Origin of the sequence: Nonomuraea sp. NPDC005650 (genome assembly GCF_040605375.1) — a bacterium.
Taxonomy (GTDB): Bacteria; Actinomycetota; Actinomycetes; order Streptosporangiales; family Streptosporangiaceae; genus Nonomuraea.
Genome location: NZ_JBEXCR010000032.1, coordinates 74108 through 93930, shown reverse-complemented (window position 1 = coordinate 93930; position 19823 = coordinate 74108). Strand labels below are relative to the sequence as shown.

Annotated in this window: 19 protein-coding genes; 12 read left to right on the top strand and 7 right to left on the bottom strand. The window is 70.5% G+C overall.

Going from position 1 to position 19823, the window contains the following annotated elements; translation table 11 throughout:
• Positions 1–126: 126 nt before the first annotated feature.
• Genes ABZS69_RS43705 through ABZS69_RS43690 form a run of 4 tightly spaced genes read right to left on the bottom strand, consistent with a single transcriptional unit; the run spans position 127 to position 3620 of the window.
• Positions 127–837, bottom strand: coding sequence for an ABC transporter ATP-binding protein (locus ABZS69_RS43705; protein ID WP_355383238.1), 711 nt, complete (start codon positions 835–837; stop codon positions 127–129).
• Complete coding sequence (locus tag ABZS69_RS43700) at positions 834–1652, bottom strand: ABC transporter permease subunit (protein ID WP_355383235.1); 819 nt, start codon at positions 1650–1652, stop codon at positions 834–836. The genes ABZS69_RS43705 and ABZS69_RS43700 overlap by 4 nt, the downstream gene beginning before the upstream one ends.
• Positions 1649–2653 (bottom strand): ABC transporter substrate-binding protein, encoded by a 1005-nt coding sequence (locus ABZS69_RS43695; protein ID WP_355383232.1) that lies wholly within the window; start codon positions 2651–2653, stop codon positions 1649–1651. Before ABZS69_RS43695 ends, ABZS69_RS43700 begins: the two co-directional genes overlap by 4 nt.
• A complete protein-coding gene (locus ABZS69_RS43690; RefSeq protein WP_355383229.1) occupies positions 2646–3620 on the bottom strand; it encodes an ABC transporter substrate-binding protein in 975 nt (324 codons plus the stop codon). The genes ABZS69_RS43695 and ABZS69_RS43690 overlap by 8 nt, the downstream gene beginning before the upstream one ends.
• A 126-nt stretch (positions 3621–3746) precedes the next feature.
• Between ABZS69_RS43690 and ABZS69_RS43685 the strand changes: the two genes are divergently transcribed.
• The 4 genes from ABZS69_RS43685 to ABZS69_RS43670 all read left to right on the top strand — a co-directional run bounded on the left by ABZS69_RS43685 (position 3747) and on the right by ABZS69_RS43670 (position 8061).
• Positions 3747–4520 carry an IclR family transcriptional regulator gene (locus ABZS69_RS43685; protein WP_355383226.1) on the top strand — a complete coding sequence of 258 codons (774 nt, stop codon included), beginning with the start codon at positions 3747–3749 and terminating at the stop codon, positions 4518–4520.
• 93 nt (positions 4521–4613) lie between these two features.
• Positions 4614–5717 carry an LLM class flavin-dependent oxidoreductase gene (locus ABZS69_RS43680; RefSeq protein WP_355383223.1) on the top strand — a complete coding sequence of 368 codons (1104 nt, stop codon included), beginning with the start codon at positions 4614–4616 and terminating at the stop codon, positions 5715–5717.
• Positions 5714–6439: a GNAT family N-acetyltransferase gene (locus ABZS69_RS43675; RefSeq protein WP_355383220.1), complete on the top strand. Its 726-nt coding sequence runs from the start codon at positions 5714–5716 to the stop codon at positions 6437–6439. Before ABZS69_RS43680 ends, ABZS69_RS43675 begins: the two co-directional genes overlap by 4 nt.
• 332 nt (positions 6440–6771) lie before the next feature.
• Complete coding sequence (locus ABZS69_RS43670; protein ID WP_355383217.1) at positions 6772–8061, top strand: dicarboxylate/amino acid:cation symporter; 1290 nt, start codon at positions 6772–6774, stop codon at positions 8059–8061.
• 73 nt (positions 8062–8134) lie between these two features.
• Here the strand turns inward: ABZS69_RS43670 and ABZS69_RS43665 are convergent, their stop codons facing one another.
• A complete protein-coding gene (locus ABZS69_RS43665; RefSeq protein ID WP_355383404.1) occupies positions 8135–9043 on the bottom strand; it encodes an oligopeptide/dipeptide ABC transporter ATP-binding protein in 909 nt (302 codons plus the stop codon).
• A 79-nt stretch (positions 9044–9122) separates the two neighbouring features.
• On the bottom strand, positions 9123–10124 hold the full coding sequence (locus tag ABZS69_RS43660; protein WP_355383214.1) for an ABC transporter ATP-binding protein: 1002 nt from the start codon (positions 10122–10124) through the stop codon (positions 9123–9125).
• A 129-nt stretch (positions 10125–10253) separates the two neighbouring features.
• On the opposite strand from ABZS69_RS43660, the gene ABZS69_RS43655 reads away from it, so the two are divergent.
• From ABZS69_RS43655 to ABZS69_RS43625, 7 genes are read left to right on the top strand one after another with little or no spacing between them, the layout of a single operon-like run.
• Positions 10254–11462, top strand: a complete 1209-nt coding sequence (locus ABZS69_RS43655) for a membrane dipeptidase (RefSeq protein ID WP_355383211.1) — start codon at positions 10254–10256, stop codon at positions 11460–11462.
• Positions 11462–13036, top strand: coding sequence for an ABC transporter substrate-binding protein (locus ABZS69_RS43650; protein WP_355383208.1), 1575 nt, complete (start codon positions 11462–11464; stop codon positions 13034–13036). Before ABZS69_RS43655 ends, ABZS69_RS43650 begins: the two co-directional genes overlap by 1 nt.
• A 5-nt stretch (positions 13037–13041) precedes the next feature.
• The gene (locus ABZS69_RS43645; RefSeq protein ID WP_355383205.1) at positions 13042–13992 is read left to right on the top strand and encodes an ABC transporter permease; all 951 of its coding nucleotides are present in this window, start codon (positions 13042–13044) and stop codon (positions 13990–13992) included.
• A gap of 43 nt (positions 13993–14035) precedes the next feature.
• The gene (locus ABZS69_RS43640; RefSeq protein ID WP_355383202.1) at positions 14036–14890 is read left to right on the top strand and encodes an ABC transporter permease; all 855 of its coding nucleotides are present in this window, start codon (positions 14036–14038) and stop codon (positions 14888–14890) included.
• A complete protein-coding gene (locus ABZS69_RS43635; protein WP_355383199.1) occupies positions 14887–16056 on the top strand; it encodes a Xaa-Pro peptidase family protein in 1170 nt (389 codons plus the stop codon). Before ABZS69_RS43640 ends, ABZS69_RS43635 begins: the two co-directional genes overlap by 4 nt.
• Before the next feature lie 11 nt (positions 16057–16067).
• The gene (locus ABZS69_RS43630) at positions 16068–16907 is read left to right on the top strand and encodes an alpha/beta hydrolase (protein WP_355383196.1); all 840 of its coding nucleotides are present in this window, start codon (positions 16068–16070) and stop codon (positions 16905–16907) included.
• Between the two features lie 19 nt (positions 16908–16926).
• Positions 16927–17919 carry an Lrp/AsnC family transcriptional regulator gene (locus ABZS69_RS43625; protein WP_355383193.1) on the top strand — a complete coding sequence of 331 codons (993 nt, stop codon included), beginning with the start codon at positions 16927–16929 and terminating at the stop codon, positions 17917–17919.
• Between the two features lie 89 nt (positions 17920–18008).
• On the opposite strand, the gene ABZS69_RS43620 is transcribed toward ABZS69_RS43625, so the two are convergent.
• Positions 18009–18266, bottom strand: coding sequence for a phosphopantetheine-binding protein (locus ABZS69_RS43620; RefSeq protein WP_355383190.1), 258 nt, complete (start codon positions 18264–18266; stop codon positions 18009–18011).
• A 56-nt stretch (positions 18267–18322) separates the two neighbouring features.
• Here ABZS69_RS43620 and ABZS69_RS43615 point away from each other — a divergent pair, with 56 nt between their 5' ends.
• The gene (locus ABZS69_RS43615) at positions 18323–19792 is read left to right on the top strand and encodes an amino acid adenylation domain-containing protein (protein WP_355383187.1); all 1470 of its coding nucleotides are present in this window, start codon (positions 18323–18325) and stop codon (positions 19790–19792) included.
• Positions 19793–19823 lie beyond the last annotated feature (31 nt).

Genomic DNA, 19823 nt, shown 5'->3' with positions numbered 1-19823 from the left:
AACAGTACGGTCATGTCAGATCTTTCCTAGGAGTGTCGACCAGCGTGACGGCAGCCGAGGCCAGGTAACGGGCGGCGGCCAGGAGCCCGGTCAGCGCGGGGGCGTTGTCGTCGATCCACCCGGTCGTCATGGCGTGACCCCGGCGTGCGTGTCCACGCCCAGGTCGGCGAGGAGCCTGCGGCGCAGCTCGACGAAGTCCCGGTCGGTGCGGTCGCGCGGGCGGTCCAGGCGTACGGCCAGGTCGGTGACGAACCGGCCTTCGCGTAGCACCGCGATCCGGTCGGCGAGCAGGATCGCCTCCTCGACGTCATGCGTGACCAGCACCACGGCAGGGCGGTGCCGGGCGCACAGCTCGGCGATCAGGTCCTGCATGTGCAGCCGGGTCAGCGCGTCGAGGGCGGCGAACGGCTCGTCGAGCAGGAGCAGCTCCGGCTCGCGTACCAGGGCCCTGGCCAGCGCCACCCGCTGGGCCTCACCCCCTGACAGCGTCGCGGGCCAGGCGTCGGCGTGTCCGCTCAGCCCCACCTCGGCGAGCGCCGCCAGCCCTTTGGCCCGGGCGGCGCGGCCCTGCCCGATGATCACGTTGGCGAGGGCACGCTTGGAGGGGACGAGCCGCGGCTCCTGGAACACCACCGTGCGCACCGGCGGCACCAGCACGCTTCCGCCGGTGGCGGCGTCCAGACCGGCGAGAATGCGCAACAGCGTGGTCTTGCCGGTGCCGCTCGCGCCGAGCAGCGCCAGGAACTCCCCGCGCCGCACCTCCAGGTCCACCCCGTCCAGCACGGCGCGGTCGCCGAAGACCTTGCGCAGCCCTGTCGTCCGTACGGCCAGGCTCATCGCAGCGTCACCGCCTTGCGCCAGGGCATCGTCACCCGTTCGGCCAGCCGCAGCGCCAGGTCGGCCAGCAGCCCGATCACGGCGTACAACAGCACGCACAGCGCCAGGATGTCGGTGCGCAGGTAGTCGGTGGCCCTGGCCATGAGGTAGCCGAGCCCGGCCGTCACGTTGATCTCCTCGGCGGCGATCAGCGCGATCACGCTCAGCGTGGTGGACAGGCGCAGCCCGGCGAAGATCGACGGCAGCGCGCCGGGCAGCACCACCTCGCGGGCGATCGCCAGGCGGCCGAGTCCGAACGAGCGGGCCGCCTCGACGACCTTGCGGTCCACGTTGCGCACGCCGCTGGAGACGTTGACGTACATGGGGAACGTGCAGGCCACCCCGATCAGCAGGATCTTGGACGCCTCCTCGATCCCGAACCAGACGACGAACAGCGAGGTCAGCGCCAGGAACGGGATGGCGCGCAGAGCCTGCATCGAGGAGTCCACCAGCTCCTCGCCCAGCCTGGTGAACCCGGAGACGACACCGAGCAGCAGCCCGGTGGACGCGCCCAGCACCAGGCCGAGGCCCGCCCTGGTGACCGACACGCGCAACGCCTCCTGGAGCTGGCCGTCCGCCCACAGCTCGCCGAAGGTCACGACGACGTCCCGAGGGCCGGCGAGCACGTCCTTGGTGAGCGCGCCCGACGCGGTGGCCGCGTACCAGGCCGCGAGCAACACCACGGGACCGATGGCCCGCAGCGCGAACGTCAGCGCGGGCGGGCGCCCGGCGGTGCGGGGCGGGTTCGGGGCGACCAGCCCTTCGATCGCGGTCATGGCTTGGCGTCCCCGAGTGGCTTGGCGTCCCCGAGCTTGGTCACGTCCACGACGTGCTGGGAGACGTCCAGCGGCGCGGTGAGCACCTTCTGGTCGAGAAAGAACTTCGCCACGTCCTGATATTTCGCGATCTCGGTGGCGGTGACCGCCTGAGCGGGCTTGCCCTTCTTCTGGATGTCCACCACCAGGTCCTTCTGCGCGCCCTGTACGGCCTGCGGGCCCGCCTGGGTGAAGACGTTCAGGTACGGGGCCGGATCGGCGATCTCCTTGGCGCTTCCCTCGCGGATGAACGCGAACAGGGCTTTGACGACCTCCGGGTGTTCGTCGAGGAGCTTGTTCGCGGCCACGTAGATCACGTAGTTGTCGGACTTGATCGCCTCGCCGTCGGCCAGGATCCGGGCGTCCAGATCAGTGACGGCGGGGATGAGGAACGTCGAGAACGTCGACCACGCGTCCACCTGGCCCGAGCCGAACACCGGCGCGGTCTGCGGCGGCGCGAGGTAGACGCGCTTGACCTCGTCCACCGGGACGTCGAAGGTCTGCAGCGCCTTGAGCAGCAGGTACTCGCTGGTGCCGCCGTGGCCGACGGCCACGCTCCGCCCGGCCAGGTCGGCGACCGACTTGATCGGCGAGCCCGTCTTGACCACGATCCCCTCGCCGGCCAGGTCGGGCGGCACCGTGGCGAAGATCTTGAAGCTGGGTTTGACGGCCAGCGCGGTGACCCCGGCGGTGATCGAGCCGGTGGCGACGTCGAGCGAGCCGGCGTTGATCGCCTGGGCGGCAGGGGCGAACACGGAGAAGTCCCCGGCCCACTTGACCTTCGCCTTGACCTTGGCCAGGGCGGCGTCCAGGCTGCCGTCCTTCTTCGCGACGGCCAGGAAGCCGCTGTTGCCGGGGTCCGCCATCCTGACGACGACCGGCTCCGGCGCGCCGGTGGCGGTCGTGCCGCCGCAGGCCGCTGCCAGCAGGACCAGGGGGAGGGCGAGCAGCAGCTTACGCATCGGTGACTCCTTGCAAAGGGGTGTGGTCGGCCCAGGCCGCGACGTCCACGGGTGATTCGAGGAAGCCGTGGCCGCGCAGGAAGCGCTCCTGCTCGGCCAGCAGGTCGAGCCGTTCGGGGGAGAGGTCGAGGTGGAGCGAGGCGCCGGGGACGTAGGCGGCGGCCACACCGGCCGCGCCCGCGCCCGTCTCGGCGCCGAGGATCCTGGCCACCTCGGCCGGATGTTCCGTGGCCCAGTCGGCGGCGCGCAGCAGGACGCCCAGGAAACGGGCGACCACGTCGGGGTGCTCGTCCAGGAGCCGCTGGTGCACGGTGATCGGACGGGGGGTGCCGTTGTTGATCCTCGCCCGGCGGTCCGGTACGGCGTCCAGGTCGATTCCCACCTCCGCGCCATGGCGCAGGGCGGCCTCGACGGCGAGCGCGCCCTTGACGTAGACCGCGTCCACGTCGCCGGCGGCCAGCGCGGCCAGTTCGGACTCCCACTGGCCGTCGCCCGGCTCGGCCTCGACGTCGGTCGGCTTCGCGTCGCCCAGGCCGAGCCCGGCCAGTGACAGCGCGCCGTGGAAGCCGTGCAGCGCCATGGCCCGCCAGAAGTCGATCGCGATGCGGTGCCGGGGCACGGCCAGACGCAGACCCTTGAGCTGCTCGGGGCGCTCCAGACCCGTGCCGGCGCGTACCAGGATGGCCTGCCGTTCCTCGATCCAGGTGAGCCCGATGAGCCGGGTGGCCTCGCCGCGGGAGCGCGCCCACAGCGCGGGCACGTTGCCGCCCTCGCGGAACAGGCCGGTCAGCGCGTGGGTGTAGTGCGTCTCACGGGGGACGCCGGGCGCGTCGTCCTGCAGGGACCTGACCTCGATCCCGTCGGCGGCGAACTCCCCGGCCAGCCAGCCCTGGTCGGCCGCGATGCCGGTCGCGGTCGGCACGGGACAGCGGGTGAACCAGAGGGTGTCGAGTCCGGTTGTGGTCATGCGAGAGAGTTTGCTAGTAATTTGGTAGGAAATGCAAAGAATATCCCGCGATGCGGGAAGATCTTTTTGCCGAAACGGCTCTCACCTGGGTTCGGCTCTCCCTACTCGGAACTCGGAGATTCCCGCATGGCAGCAGAAGGCGGCGTTCAGGCCGTAGAGAGGGCGATCGGCATGCTCGATTGCTTCGGCGGCGGGGATCCCTCGCTGAGTCTGTCGGACCTGTCGCGCAGGATGGGGCTGCCCACCTCCACCGCGCACCGCCTGGCCAGGACCCTGACCGGCGCGGGCTTCCTCGAACAGGAGGCGCGGACCGGCCGCTACCGCCTCGGGCCGTCGATCACCGAGCTGGGGCAGCTCTCCTTCCACCGCCGCGGCCTGCACAGGATCGCGCCCGAACTCGCCGAGCTGACCCGTGTCACCTCCGCGACCGTGGACCTCGCCGTACGCAACGACCGGCATGCGGTCATCCTGAGCGGCGGCTCGCTCGACCCCGACAGCGGCGCCGGCCTGCGCCGTCCCCTGCACTCCACGGCGCTGGGCAAGGTGCTGCTGGCTTGGGCGCCGGAAGGCAGGGCGGACCTGGAGGCGCTCGGGCCGCTGCGGGCGCTGACCGGTCGCACGATCGTGGACCACGCCGAGCTGCGCGCCGAGCTGCGCAAGGTTCGCGAAGCCGGCTACGCGCTCAACGACGGGGAGTCCTACGACGGGATCCGGACGGTCGCGGTGCCGGTGCTCGACCGGCTCGATCACGTCCGCTACGCGCTCGCGGTGCGCTCCACCCCGCGCGTGATGAGCGACGCGCGGATCGGCTGGTTCGTCGCGCACGCGCGGGCCTGCGCCAGGGCGCTGGAGGTGCTGCTGCTCCCGCCCGCCGAACGCAGGCCGAACGCGTCCGAGTGAACAGGAACCCTACTAAACAAGTAGGGCTTGACGGTTTTAGGGTGGGCGTGTTGAGCTGAGGTTCGCTGGCGACCATCAGAAAGGCCTCGGCTCATGCCTGTGGAGTTCCTCGGGATCGGCGGGTCCAACGACGGCTCGGAGACCTCTCCGCGCTCCGGCCCCTCCTTTGACAAGCAGTACACGCTGCGGCTGGCGCGCGCCCACCAGGAGTACGGCTGGGATCGGGTGCTGTTCGCCTACGGCTCGGGCTCGCCCGACCCGGCGCAGGTGGCGGCCTACGTGGCGACCAGGGTCGAGGACCTGCAGATCCTTCTGGCGCACCGGCCGAACGTCTCCTATCCGACGTACGCGCTCAAGACCTTCGCCACCCTCGACCAGATCAGCGACGGGCGGCTGACGGTGCACTTCATCACCGGCGGCAACGACCAGGAGCAGGGCAGAGAGGGCGACGTCCTGACCAAGGACGAGCGCTACTCCAGGACCCGGGAGTACATCCAGATCGTCAAAAGGGGCTGGACGTCGAGGGAGCCGTTCGACCACGAGGGCGAGCACTACTCGTTCAATGACTTCGTCTCGGACGTGTTCCCGGTGCAGCAGCCGCGGCCCAGCGTGTCCTTCGGCGGCTCGTCGGAGGCCGCCTACGCGGCGGGCGGGGCGGAGGCCGACATCTACTGCCTGTGGGGGGAGCCGCTGGCCGAGACGGCACAGCAGATCGACTCGGTCAAGCAGGCGGCGGTGCGGGCGGGGCGCGGTGACGTGCCCAAGTTCCAGGTGGCGTTCCGGCCGATCATCGCGCCGACCGAGGAACTGGCGTGGGAGAAGGCGCGGCGCATCCTGGGCGATCTGCGCCGGGTGGGGGCGAACCGGCGCCGGTTGTCCGGCCCGCCGCAGAACGCCGGCTCGCAGCGGCTGCTCGACGTCGCCGCCAAGGGCGAACGGCACGACCGCGCGTTGTGGACGCCGACCGCCGCGGCGACGGGAGGGGCGGGCAACTCGACGGCCCTCGTCGGCACCCCCGAGACCGTCGCCGAGGCCCTGCTGGACTACTACGACCTGGGCGTCGAGATCCTCTCGGCCCGGGGCTACGACCTCCTGGACGACGCCATCGACTTCGGGCGGTATGTGATCCCGCTGGTCCGCGAGGGGGTCGCCGAACGGGACCGGGAGCGGGCGGAGCGGATCCCGGTCGCGCCATGACCACGATCCTGTCCGTCCTGGACGACCCGGTACGCGCCTCGCTGCTCGGCTCGCACGCCCATCTCGCCGAGCGGCGCGGCCGCGTGCTGCGTTATCCCCCGGATGTCGCGCCGTTCCTGTCGATGCCGCCGGATCCCGGCCCGGCCGACTGGGACGATGTCGCCGCGCTGGCGGGGCCGGGCGGGCACGTGTCCCTGCCCGGCGCGGTGTCGCCGCCCCTGGCCGGCTGGGCGGAGACGGCGAACGTTCCGGGGGTCCAGCTCGCCGGTGAGCAGGTCGCCGGTCTGTACGACGCCGACGTGGTCCGGCTGGACTCGGCGGACGTGCCGGAGATGCTGGAGCTCGTCGGGCGGACGAAGCCGGGCCCGTTCCTGCCGCGTACCGTCGAACTCGGCGTCTACCTCGGCATCCGGTCCGGCGGTGTGCTGGTGGCGATGGCCGGCGAGCGCCTGCACCCGCCGGGCTGGACCGAGATCAGCGCCGTCTGCACCGACCCCGCCCATCGAGGCCGCGGACTGGCGACCCGGCTGGTGCTCGCCGTCGCCGCGGGCATCCGCGATCGGGGCGAGACGCCGTTCCTGCACGCGTCCGCCGCCAATGCCGGCGCGATCCGCCTGTACGAGCGGCTCGGCTTCCGCCTGCGCCGCACCACGAACTTCCGCACCGTACGCGTCCCGGAGAGGGCCCCTGGGACGGCGCTGCCGACCATGGGAGCCGCGTGACGCGGAGAAGAGGGCTGGTGGACGCGGCCCTGGGCCGCCGTTGCCGTCATCCTCGCCGCCGGAGCGCGACATGCGTCACGATCGCCGACTTCGCCCGTTCTCGGCGATCTGGCGGCCGAGGTTCGGGCCCCAGATTCCGACCGGGAAAGTCTTGATTTGCGGTGGAGATCAATCTTAGAGTCGGGGTAACGGCCCATTCGTACGACTTACTCCCCTTTCCTGCCTGTGTGGTGTGTTGAGCGGCTGCACGCCCACCTCTGACACAGCGGTCGATCCCCACCCCCTCCTCGCATGCCCTCCCAGGTATGCCTCCTTTCGGAGCCTTCCTCATCGTGAAGAGATTCTCTTTCTCCCTGCAGTTGCTGCTGGGCCTGGTCCTGGGAGTCGCCCTCGGCTTCGCGGCCCGCGTCTGGGACCTCGCCTGGCTGGCCACGACCCTCACCGAAGTCGGAGCGATCTTCGTCCAGCTGCTCAAGCTGGCAGTGCCGCCGCTGGTGTTCACCGCGGTGGTGGTCAGCGTCGCCAACCTCCGCAACGTCAACGGCGCGGCCAGACTGGCGGGCAAGACGCTGTTCTGGTTCCTGGCCACCGCGCTGATCGCCGTCATCGTCGGCATCGGCCTCGGCCTGATCATCAATCCCGGCCAGGGCGTCACCCTGAGCACGGCGGGCGCGAAGGCGCCCGAGCACGTCGGATCCTGGGTCGACTTCCTCACCGGCATCGTCCCGACGAACATCGTCACGGCGTTCACCGAACTCAACGTCCTCCAGATCGTCTTCCTGGGGATCGTCCTCGGCGCGGCGGCCATCGCGATCGGTGAGAAGGCCGAGCCGTTCCTCAACTTCAGCCGCTCGATCCTCGAACTGGTCCAGAAGGCGCTGTGGTGGGTCATCCGCCTGGCCCCCATCGGGACCGCCGGCCTGATCGGCAAGTCGGTCGCCACGTACGGGTGGGACCTGCTCGCGCCGCTGGCCAAGCTCAGCCTCGGCGTCTACATCGGCTGCTTCATCGTCCTGCTGGCCGTCTACCCGGCGCTGCTCGCGCTGGTCGGCAAGGTCAACCCGATCACGTTCTTCCGTAATGCGTGGCCCGCGATCGAGCTGGCCTTCGTCTCCCGCTCCTCGGTCGGCACGCTGCCGCTGACGCAGAAGGTCACGATCGAGCGTCTGGGAGTCGACCGCGACTACGCCTCCTTCGCCGTGCCGTTCGGCGCGACCACCAAGATGGACGGCTGCGCCTCGATCTACCCGGCGCTGGCGGCGATCTTCGTGGCGCAGGTGTTCAACGTCCCTCTGGGCGTCGGCGAGTACCTGCTCATCGCGTTCGTCTCCGTGGTCGGCTCGGCCGCGACGGCCGGTCTGACCGGCGCGATCGTCATGCTCACGCTGACTCTGAGCACGCTGGGCCTGCCGCTCGAGGGCGTCGGCCTCCTGCTCGCCATCGACCCGATCCTCGACATGATCCGCACCGCCACCAACGTCGCGGGACAAATCGTGGTGCCGGTCCTCGTCGCCCGCGGCGAGGGACGTATCGACGAGGCGGTGCTCAACGCTCCTCCGCAGCCGCTCGACGAGGCTCCGGCGAGCGCGCCGCGCCCCTCCGGCGAACCGGCGATCGCATAACCTGCCTGCTGCCGGAAACCGGCGCCCGGTCGTCGCGCAGCGCGTGGATCCGTCCGGGCGCGGGTTCAGCCAGTCAGCGTTCGGCGTGGTGGCAGGCGGCATAGTGGTCGCCGACCGCCTCCAGCACGGGCTCGACCTCGGCGCACCGCTCGGTCGCCTTCCAGCAGCGCGTGTGGAAGCGGCATCCGGGCGGCGGCGCGACGGGGCTCGGCGGGTCGCCGGCCAGCATGATCCGCGATCGGCCGCGCGAGCGCGGATTCGGCACGGGCGCGGCCGACAGCAACGCCATTGTGTACGGATGGGCCGGCGTCCCGTACACCCCGGCCGCGGACCCGACCTCGGCCAGCCGCCCGAGGTACATCACCCCGACCCGGTGTGACACGTGCCGCACCACGGCCAGGTCGTGGGCGATGAACACCAGCGCCACCCCGAGCGTGCGCTGCAGCTCGGCGAAGAGGTTGACCACCTGGGCCTGCACCGACATGTCCAGCGCCGAGACCGGCTCGTCGCAGACGATGACGTCGGGTTCGGTGGCCAGGGCGCGGGCGATGCCGATCCGCTGCCGCTGCCCGCCGGAGAACTCGTGCGGGAACCGGTTCATCCGGTCGGGGGACAGGCCCACCAGCTCCAGCAGCTCGCCCACCCGCTCCCGCATGGCGCGCGCGTCGGGGCACAGCCGGTGCACCCGCAGCGGCTCGGCGACGATGTCGTGCACCGTCATGCGGGGGTTCAGGGAGGTCAGCGGGTCCTGGAAGACCATCTGGACGCGTCGCCTGACGTCGCGCGGCACGCCGCCACGGGCGAAGAACGGCCGGCCCCGGAAGGTGACCTCGCCCTGGTCGGGGCGTTCGAGGCCGACGAGCATGCGGGCCAGCGTGGACTTGCCGCAGCCGGACTCGCCCACGATGCCCAGGGTCTCGCCGGCCCGCAACTCCAGGTCCACGCCCGCGACCGCGCGCACGGCCCCGCCCCTGGACAACATCCCGCCGCGATAGGTCTTGTGCAGCCCGACGGCCTGCAACACAGGCTGGTCAGACGCGGGCTGGTCAGACACGGGCTGGTCAGACACGGGCGGCATCGAGCATCTCCTCCGAGTGGTGGCAGGCGGCGTACCGGCCGGTGCCGGTCGGCAACAACGTCAGCGCCGGGCGCGTGGTCGAGCACACCTCGCTCGCCCGCGCGCAGCGCGGCGCGAACGAGCACCCCGGCGGCACGCTCGCGGGGCTCGGCGGCGTCCCGGGGATGGCGCGCAGCGACGCGGCCGGGCTGTCCAGATCGGGGATCGCCGCCAGCAGCGCGTCGGTGTAAGGGTGAGCCGGCAGGTCGTACAGCTCGCCGACCTCGCCGCTCTCCACGATCCGCCCGGCGTACATCACCGCCACCCGGTCGCCGACCTCGGCCGCCACCCCCAGGTCGTGGGTGATCAGCAGCACCGCAGTGCCCAGCTCGCGCCGCAGGCGGTCGATGAGCGCCAGGATCTGCGCCTGTACGGTCACGTCCAGCGCCGTCGTCGGCTCGTCGGCGATGATCAGCTCGGGTTCGAGCGCCACGGCCATGGCCACGAGGATGCGCTGCCGCATCCCGCCGGAGAACTGGTGCGGATAGTCGTCGACGCGACTCGCGGCGGCGGGGATGCCCACCAGGTCGAGCAGCTCGATCGCGCGGGCCCTGGCCTGCTTGCGCGAGGCGCCCCTGTGCACCCGGAACAGCTCCCCGACCTGGTCGCCGACACTGAGCACCGGGTTGAGAGCCGACAGGGCGTCCTGGAAGACGAGTGTCATCGCGCTGCCGCGCAGGGCGCGACGCTCCTCGGCGGACATCGCCGTCAGGTCACGGCCGCCGAGGCGCGCCGCCGCCGAGCGCACCTGGACGTTCGGGCCGTCGAGCAGCCCCATGACGGCCTTGGCGGTGACGGATTTGCCCGACCCCGACTCGCCCAGCAGCACCAGCGTCTGGCCGCGTTCGATGGTCAGGTCCACGCCTCGCACCGCTGGGAGCTCGCGTCCCTGGGTGGTGAAGGTGACGTGGAGGTCGCGGATGTCCAGGACGGCTGCCTCGCTCACCGCACCCCTTTCTCGGATGTGACGAAACCTGGCGCCGAGTCGGCTCAGGTTGCCGAAAAACAACTCATATATTGCCTTTCACGCCTGATCCTGGCAAGCTTCCACGAAATTGGACGAGAGGGATTGCAAGTGCTGGAAGCCGCAAAGAGCTACAAGGGGTACCGTTCCTACGAGTACCTGGAAGCAGGCGTCGACTACCGCGAGTTCGACCTGGCGCCCGAGCTCGGCCGGGTTCCGGCCTACCAGGGGCCCGAGCTCACCACCGAGCAGACCGAGCGCGTACGCCGGCTGCTCACCGACAGCCTGGTCGTCTCGCTGCACGACCATCCGTCGATCTTCCCCGACGACATCGGCCAGACCGTCGACTACAACCGCACCGCCCGCCACCACACCGGCTACGCGGGCCTGGCCCGCTCCGGCATGACGGTCGTCTTCGACAACCTCATGGACGGCACCTGCTGCATCACCAGCCAGGCGGGCTGGAAGTGGAACGACGTGATCGCCGACATCGGCATGCGCCTGTCAGACCTGGCCCACCAGGATTTCCTGATCAAGGTCGAGCGCCTGGCCGACGTGCGCGAGGCGCAGGCCAGCGGCCGCATCGGCCTGGTGCTCGCCCTGGAGGCGGCCACGATGATCGAGAACGAGGTCGACAGGATCGACATGCTGTACGGCTTCGGCGTCCGCCAGATGGGCATCGCCTACAGCGAGGCCAACACCCTGGGCAGCGGCCTGAAGGAGCGCGGTGACGGCGGCCTGACCCTGTTCGGCGAGAAGGCCGTGCGCCGCATGAACAAGCTCGGCATCGCCATCGACGTCTCCCACTCGGGCGACCAGACCTCGCTCGACACGATCCGCCACTCCGACAAGCCGATCCTCATCACCCACGCCGGCGCCCGGTCGGTCTGGCCGACGAACCGCATGAAGCCGGACTCCGTCATCAAGGCGGCGGCCGAGCGCGGCGGCGTGATCGGGCTGGAGGCGGCCCCGCACACCACGCTCTCGCCCGACCACCCCCGCCACAGCCTGGAGTCGGTCATGGACCACTTCACCTACTGCGTGGACTTGGTCGGCATCGACCACGTCGCCTTCGGCCCCGACACGCTGTTCGGCGACCACGTGGGGCTGCACGACACCTTCGCCGAGCACCTGTCGCTCAACGAGGCGCACGCGGGCACCTCGTACGAGAAGGTCGCCTACGTGGACGGCCTGGAGAACCCGGCCGAGTGCTTCTGGAACATCATCTCCTGGCTCGTCGCCCACGACTACTCCGACGACGAGATCACCAAGGTCATCGGCGGCAACGTCATGCGTGTGCTGGAAGAGGTCTGGTTCTGATGAGACGCGCCATTCTCGTCTTCGCCGCGCTGGCCATCGCGACGGCGGCCTGCGCCCCGAGCGTGCCGGGGCAGTCGTCGTCATCGTCCCAGAGCGCGCCGACGGCGAACGCCGACAGACTGACCATCGGCACGACCGCCGACGTGGTCAACTACAACCCCCTGGTCGGCAACAGCCGTACGGACTCGTGGGTCACCAACCTCATGTACCCGCACCTGACCCAGATGGACGAGTCGGGCAAGCGCGTCCCGTACCTGGCCACCGAGTGGTCCTACTCCGACGACGGCAAGACCGCCACGGTGAAGCTGCGCGACGACATGAAGTGGTCCGACGGCAAGCCGGTCACCGCCGACGACGTGGTGTTCTCGGTGACGACGGTGCAGAAGGAGAAGTTCGGCGTGGTCGCCGGGCTCATCACCGCGCTGGACAAGGCCGAAGCCGTCTCGCCGACCGAGGTCAAGTTCGCCCTCAAGCGGCCCGACGGCACGTTCCTGGACAACGTGGGCTTCTGGCTGCCGGTCGTGCCCAAGCACGTCTTCGAGAAGGCGCCCAGCGTGCAGAAGTTCGCCAACGACGCCGACTGGGTGAGCGCGGGGCCGTTCAAGCTCACCAAGGTCGAGCGCGGCCAGCGCTACATCATGCAGCGCGTGGACGACTTCGGCCCCGGCATGCCTGCTGTCAAGGAGATCGTCTTCCGGGTCTTCCCCGACGTGAACACCGAGGTCCTCGCGCTGCGCAACGGCGAGATCGACCTGATCGGCAACGTCCTGCCGCCCGCCACCGCGACCGAGCTCAAGAACGACCCCAAGGTCAAGCTGCAGCAGATCCCGTCGCTGGGCTGGGCGCACCTGCAGTACAACACCAAGCGCAAGCCGCTCGACGACGTCCGCGTCCGCCAGGCGCTCGCGCACGCCGTCGACTACGAGGCCATCAGGAACATCGCGCTCAAGGGCTTTGCCAAGTCCTCCAACTCCAGCGTGCTCACCCCGTCGCTGCCCGACTATGTGGACCCCTCCTCGAAGGAGTACGCCTTCGACCCGGAGCAGTCCAAGAAGCTGCTGGCCGAGGCCGGGGTCGCGAACCTCAGCCTGAGCATGATCTACGACCAGGCCGACCCGAACATCGCCCGCTGGGCCCCCATGGTCCGCGACTCGGCGAAGAAGGCCGGGATCACGATCAAGCTGCAGGGCCTGGAGCGCAACACGTATGTGGACAAGGCGCTCAAGCGCGACTTCGACATCTACGCCGGCTCGTGGGCCGTCATGGACAACCCGCCCGCGAACCTCGGATTGGCCTTCAAGACCGGCGGGTTCATCAACTACGCCCAGGTCAGCGACCCCAAGCTGGACGACCTGATCGACCAGGCGCAGCGGGCGCTCAGCGCCGCCGACGCCAAGGCGCCGATCCAGGAGGCCGCGCGGATCATCCACGACCAGGTCTATGACAACGTCCTGTACGTGGAGACGTTCAACATCGCGTACTCCACGAAGTGGACCGGGTTCAAGCCGATGCCCAGCGAACTGCTGTCCATCCTGAACCCGCTCTCCCTCGCCGCGGCCAAGCCGGCGGGCTGATCGTCATGCGGTTCATCGGCCTGCGGCTGGCCCGCGGTCTGCTCACCCTGTGGTTCGCGGTCACGGTCACGTTCTTCCTGGTCCGACTGCTGCCCGGCGACCCGGTGCTGGCCGTGGCCGACCCGAACATGACCGAGGAACTGCGTCAGAAGCTCCTGGCCGACTTCGGCCTGGACAAGTCGCTCGGCGCGCAGTACGTCGAGTACCTCGGCCAGCTCCTGCAAGGCAACCTCGGCATGTCGTTCCGTCAGTCGATTCCCGTCACGACCGTGCTGATGGAGCGGCTGCCGTGGACGCTGATCCTGACGATCTCGGCCATGGTGGTGACGATCGCGCTGGGCATCCCGCTCGGCGTGCTCGCCGCCACCAAGGCCAAGGGCTGGCTGGACCGCCTGATCCAGGTCGTCGGCGTCACCGCGCAGTCGCTGTTCGTGCCGAGCGTCGGGATCTTCCTCATGTACGTCCTGGGGGTCTGGCTCGGCTGGTTCCCCATCGGCGGCGCGGTCGACCTCGACGCCACCGGCTTCGGCGCCACGCTCAGCATGCTGCACCACCTGGCGCTGCCGTGCCTGTCGCTGGTCCTCATCCAGCTGGGCGGCTACGTGCTCACCATGCGCACCACGCTCATCGACGCGCTCGGCGAGGACTACGTCGCGCTGGCCAAGGCCAAGGGCGTCCGGCCGGGGAAGGTCGTGTGGAAGCACGCCCTGCGGAACGCGCTGCTGCCGACCACCACGATCGCCGGGCTCCAGCTCGGCACTCTGGTCGGCGGCGCGGTGCTGACCGAGACGATCTACGCCTACCCGGGTATCGGCCGCGCCATCTACGAGGCGGTCGGCCAGCTCGACTTCCCCGTCCTGCAGGGCGCGTTCGTGCTGCTCGCGGCGGCCGTCGTGGCCGCCAACCTGATCACCGACGTGGCCTACGGAATTCTCGACCCCAGGGTGCGCACCTAGTGACCGAGCATGTCGAGGTCATGAGACCGACGAAGGAGGGCTCATGACCGCAGCCGCCATAGAGCTCACGCCCAGGCAGCGGACCTGGAGCGAGTTCCGCCGCAACCCGCTCGGCCTGGCCAGCGGCGCCCTGCTGGCGCTGCTGGCGCTGGTCGCGGTCTTCGCGCCGTTGATCGCGCCCTTCCCGGAGGGGTACGGCGCCGACACCTTCCAGCCGCCCTCGGCCGCCCACTGGTTCGGCACCGACGACATCGGGCAGGACGTGTTCGCCCAGGTCGTGTGGGGCACCCGGGTCAGCATGGCGGTCGGCGTCAGCGCTTCCGTGCTGGCCATCGTGATCGGCCTGCTCATCGGGGTCAGCGCCGCCTACTTCCGCCGGCTTGACACGCCGCTCGGCATGCTGGTCGACCTGTCGCTGTCGCTGCCCGTGCTGCCGCTGATGATCCTGGTGGCGGCGCTGGCCGGGCCGAGCGTGCGCACGCTCGCCGTGGTCATCGCGCTGTTCAGCTGGCCCGAGGTGGCCCGTGTGGTCCGCTCGCAGGCGCTGGCGATCGTGCCCATGCCGTTCGTGTCGGCGGCCAAGGTCGTCGGCGGCTCGTCGCTCTGGATCGTCCGCAAGCACCTGCTGCCCGGCGTCGTCCCCGTCGTCGGCGTGTCGGTCGTGCTGACCACCTCCCGCGCTGTGCTCGCCGAAGCCGGGCTGTCCTTCCTCGGGCTGGGCGACCCGAGCAGCTGGTCGTGGGGGACGATCCTGCACAAGGCGCAGCAGTCCGGCTCGCTCGCCTCCGCCTGGTGGACCACGCTCTTCCCGTCGCTGGCCATCCTGCTGCTCGTCCTGTCCACGACGCTGCTCTCCGTGGCCTACAACGACGCCCGCAACCACAGGAACGACTCATGACCTTCACCCAGCGGCTCCCCGACGCCTTCTACGCCGGCGCGCTCGACCGCGTGCGCGCGGAGATGGCCGCCGAGCACCTGTCGGCGCTGCTCCTCGACGACCCGCTCGACGTCGCCTACCTCACCGGATTCCACCACTTCCCGAACGAGCGCCCGGTCGCCTGCTGGCTGCCGCTCGACGAACCGCCGGTGCTGCTCGTGCCGGACCTCGAACGGGAATACGCCCAGGACCAGCGGGCCCACGCCGAGATCGTGACCTACCCCGAGTTCCCCGGCCGCCGCTCGCCGTTCGCGGTGCTCGCCGACCACGTACGCCGGCCCGCGACCGCCGCGTACGCCCCCTCCACCGGCGTCGCCCGCGCCCAGGCCCTGGCCGAGGCGTTCTCCGGCACCCGCTGGAGCACGTCGGAGGCCGTCGGCCGCGTCCGGCTGCGCAAGACGCCCGAGGAGATCACGCTGCACGAGGAGGCGGCGCGCATCGCCGACGCCATGCTGGAGGCCGGCGTCGAGCTCGTCAGGGCGGCCGTCGGAAGCGGTGGCGAGCTGCCTGCGGAAACGGAGCTGGCCTCCCACGTCATCGCCCACGGCGCCCGCCTCATGTACGCCAGGCACCGGGACGTCGTCGTGGTTCCCATGCTCACCGGCGGTCTCGTCTACGGCGGCCCCAACTCGGCCCAGCCGCACCGGCTGCCCGGTGGCGACCGGCTGCGGGCGGGGGAGACGTTCATGCTCTCGCTCGGCTGCGCGGTCGGCGGCCGGTTCGTCGAGAGCGAGCGCACGTTCGTCATCGGTGAACCCACCCCGCGGCAGGCCCGCTACTACGAGACCGTCCGCGAAGCCCAGGAGATCGGCACCGAGGCCCTGGTCGCGGGCCTGAGCTGCGAGGAGGCCAACCGGCGCTGCCTGGCGGTGATCGAGGAGGCCGGGCTGGGCGCGCACATCCGCCACCGTCAGGGGCACGGAATCGGGCTCGGCTTCCACGAGCCGCCGTGGTTGTCCGAGGGCGACGCCACCGAGCTGGCCCCCGGCATGATCCTGTCCAGCGAGCCCGGCGTGTACGTGCCGGGACACGCCGGATACCGCATCTCCGACACAGTCCTGGTCACGGAGTCGGGCCCGCGCCGGCTCACGGCGTACCCGCGCGAGCTCACCGACGTCATCATCTGAAAGGCAGGCACGTGTTCATCGACATCAACGGAAACCCTCTGAACGTGGAGGTCCTCGGCGACGGAGAGGAGACGATCATCGCCCATCACGGCGCCCCGGGGCTCGGCTCGCTCGCCGAGCCCAAGGCCAGCTTCGGCCGGCTCGCCGACGCCTACCGGGTGGTCGTCTTCGACGCCAGGGGATCGGGCGCCAGCGGTCAGAACGGGCCGTTCACGCACGAGCAGTGGGTCGCCGACGTCGAGGGCCTGCGCGAGTGGCTCGGCGCCGAGCGGGTCGTGATCGCCGGCGGGTCGTACGGCGGCTTCATCGCCATGGAGTACGCCGCCCGTCATCCTGAGCGCGTGAGCGCCGTCGTGCTCCGCGACACCTCGGCCGACAACGCCAACCAGGAGCTGGCCACCCGCAACGCCGCCGCCTCGTCCCGGGTGCGGATCGATCCGGCCAAACTGGACCGGATCATGTCCGGCACCGTTCGCGACGACGCGGACCTGCGGGACTGCTGGCGGGAGATCCTGCCGCTCTACGACCACGACTACGACCCGGCCAAGGTCGAGCAGCGCGTGGCCGCCACCCCGTACCACTACCGCACCCACAACCACGCCTTCGCCGTGAACCAGCCCAACTACGACATCAAGCACCTGCTGCCCGGCATCACGGCCCCCGCCCTCGTGACCGTCGGACGGCACGATTGGATCACGCCGGTCGAGTGCAGCGAGACCATCGCCCGCCTCATCCCTCGGGCTGAGCTGCGCGTTTTCGAGAAATCCGGCCATTCGCCGCAGGTCGAGGAGGCCGAGCTGTGGGAGGCGACCGTCCGCGACTTCCTCGGCAAGGTGCGCGAGCGGGGCTGAACACGCGATGATGCCCCCGATGGAAGATCTTGACGACCTCGACAGGAAGATCCTCGCCGCGCTCCACGTGAACGGCAGGGCGAGCTGGACCGACATCGCCCAGTTGCTCGGCATCTCCACCACCACGGTGGCGCGGCGGGCCCAGCACCTGTTCGGCGCGGGCCTGGTCCGCGTGGCGGTGCTGCCGCACCTGGAGCACGACGGGCCGGTGCACGTGTTCATCGTGCGGCTGGCCTGCGCGCCCGGCAGCCAGCTCAGGGTCGCCGGGCTGCTGGCCAGGAACCCCGACGTCCGGTACGTCTCCATCGTCACCGGCGGCTACGACATCGTCTTCGAGCTGGTCGCGCCCAAGGAGCGCGACCTGTACTCGATGCTGGTCGACTTCGTGCACACCATCCCCGGCACCCAGCAGAGCGTCGCCGACCTGGTGCTGCACACCTACAAGCAAAGTTACGACTGGAGCGTCGCCATCGTGGGGGAGCAGGCGGTGCCGTTCGCGCTGCAGCCACCCCTGCACACGTGCGAGCGCGGGCACCTCGACGACGTCGACCGTGCCGTGCTGGCGGCGATGCGCGAGGACGCGCGGGCCAGCTTCGGGTCGGTCGGCAAACGGCTGGGCATCAGCGAGAGCACGGCCAGGCGGCGCTTCGAGGCCATGGTGGAGCGCGGCTGCGCCATTGTGGCCACGTTCATCCCGGCCGCCGCGCTCGGCTATGAGGCCGAGCTGCTGTTCTGGCTGTCGGTCGAGCCCAGCATGCAGGACGGCGTCGCCGAACGGCTGGCGAACGAGCGCGGCGTCCGGATGATCGCCTCCCTGCTGGGCCAGACGTCGTTGATCTGCGAGGTGATCGTGCCGACCACGGCCGACATCCACCACTTCACCTCGCGCACGCTGGCCTCCGTACCCGGCATCCGGTCATGGACGGCGGGCGTGCAGGTGCTGACGGTCAAACGCGGCTTCCTCATGGTGCCCTGGGCGGAGGACCGGATCGCCGCGGCGCTGTCCGGCTGACACGTGCGGCGGTCCGGAATTCTCGGGCTTACCAGGCGGCGGCCAGGATGGTGATGACGGCGGCGTAGCCGGCCCCGCGTCCGGGCCGCTCAGGCGGGTTTCTCGATGAGCTGGGCCATTTCGGCGACCGTGGGATGGTCGAGGATGAGCCGCACCGGCACCTTCAGGCCCATGGTGTCGCGCAGGCGGGAGGCCATCCGGATCGCGAGCAGTGAGTGACCGCCGAGGTCGTAGAAGTCGTCGTGCCGCCCGATCCGCTCCAGGTCGAACACGTCGCACCAGATGGCGGCGACCAGCTCCTCGGCCGCTCCACGGGGCCGGGCGTCGTCCGCGTCGAGCTCATTCATGATCGGCTCCAGTGAGCGTAGAGGCCGGCCGCGGCTCCAGCTTCCAGGGAGACTCCATGACATATCGCGAGCTCTGGAGCCGATCGGAGCTCATGGCCCACCGGCTCGCAGAGTTCGGGGCGGGCGTCGGCACCAGGGTCGGGATCCACCTTGACCGATCGATCGACCTGGTGGTGGCCCTCATCGGCGTCATGCGGGCCGGCGGCGTGGCCGTACCTCTCGACCCGACCTATCCCGCGGACCGGTTGCGGTACATGTGCGCGGACGCCGACGCCGACCTGGTGATCGGGCACGCGGGCCCGCTCGAACGGCTGGGCGGCCTCCGGCCGCTCGCCACGGACGGCCCGCTGGTCTACGCCACCCGGCGGACCGAGCACCCCCCGTCGCGGACCGCGGGCCCGCTCCCGCCCGTCTCAGGTGAAGATCTCGCCTACATCATGTACACCTCCGGCTCCACCGGACGGCCCAAGGGCGTCCTGTTCGAGCACCGGAACCTGGCCAACCTCATCGCCTGGCAGATCGCCGAGAGCGGCTGCGCCGGGGGAGACCGGACGTTGCAGTTCTCCCCGGCCGCCTTCGACGTCATCTACCAGGAGGTTCTCACCACGCTCGGGGAGGGCGGCACCGTCGTGTGCTGCACCGAGGACGAGCGGCACGACCCGCAGTTCCTGTGGGAACTGATCGCCCGCGAGCGGGTCAACCGGCTGTTCGTGCCCTTCGCCATGCTCCGGTCCCTCGCCCTCTTCGCCGGCGACGCCAATTCCGAGGCCCACCCGCTTCGCGAGATCTATTCGACGGGCGAGCAGATGCAGTGCGGCGGCAGGCTCCGCGCCATGTTCGCCAGACTGCCCGGCTGCCGCCTGGCCAACCAGTGGGGAACGACGGAGACCCACGTCGCGACCTGCCAGTGGTTGCCCGAGGACGTGGCGGAGTGGCCGTCGCTCCCGTCGATCGGGAAACCGATCCGCGGCACGCGCGTCCACGTGTGCGACGAGGACGGCTGGCCGCTGCCCGAGGGGCGGACCGGGGAGCTGTGGATCGCCGGCGAGTGCGTCGGGCCGGGGTTCGTGAACCTGCCGGACCGCACCGCGCGGAGCTACGTGCCCGACCCCCTGGACCTGGCCGTCCGCGCGTACCGTACGGGAGATCTCGGGCGGGTGGGCGAGAGCGGGGAGCTCGAGTTCCTCGGCCGGCGCGACAGTCAGGTCAAATTGCGCGGCTTCCGGGTCGAGCTGGGGGAGATCGAGACCCTGCTCAACTCGATGCCCTCCGTCGCCGAGGCGGTGGTCGCGGTGGTGGGGGAGGAGGCGGAGGACCGGAGCCTGCGCGCGTTCGTGGTGGCCACGTCCGCGTCCTTCGACCGGGGCGAGGTGCTGGCGATGCTGCGCGACAAGCTGCCGGCGCACATGGTGCCGGCGCGGATCGACGTGGTCCCGTCGCTGCCCAGAACCGCGAGCGGCAAGCTGGACCGGCTCGCCGTCGCCACGAAACCGGCGAACCAGGGCACCATCGCATCGAACCCGTGACCCGCCTGCCGCTGTCGATACCGGCCCTTCT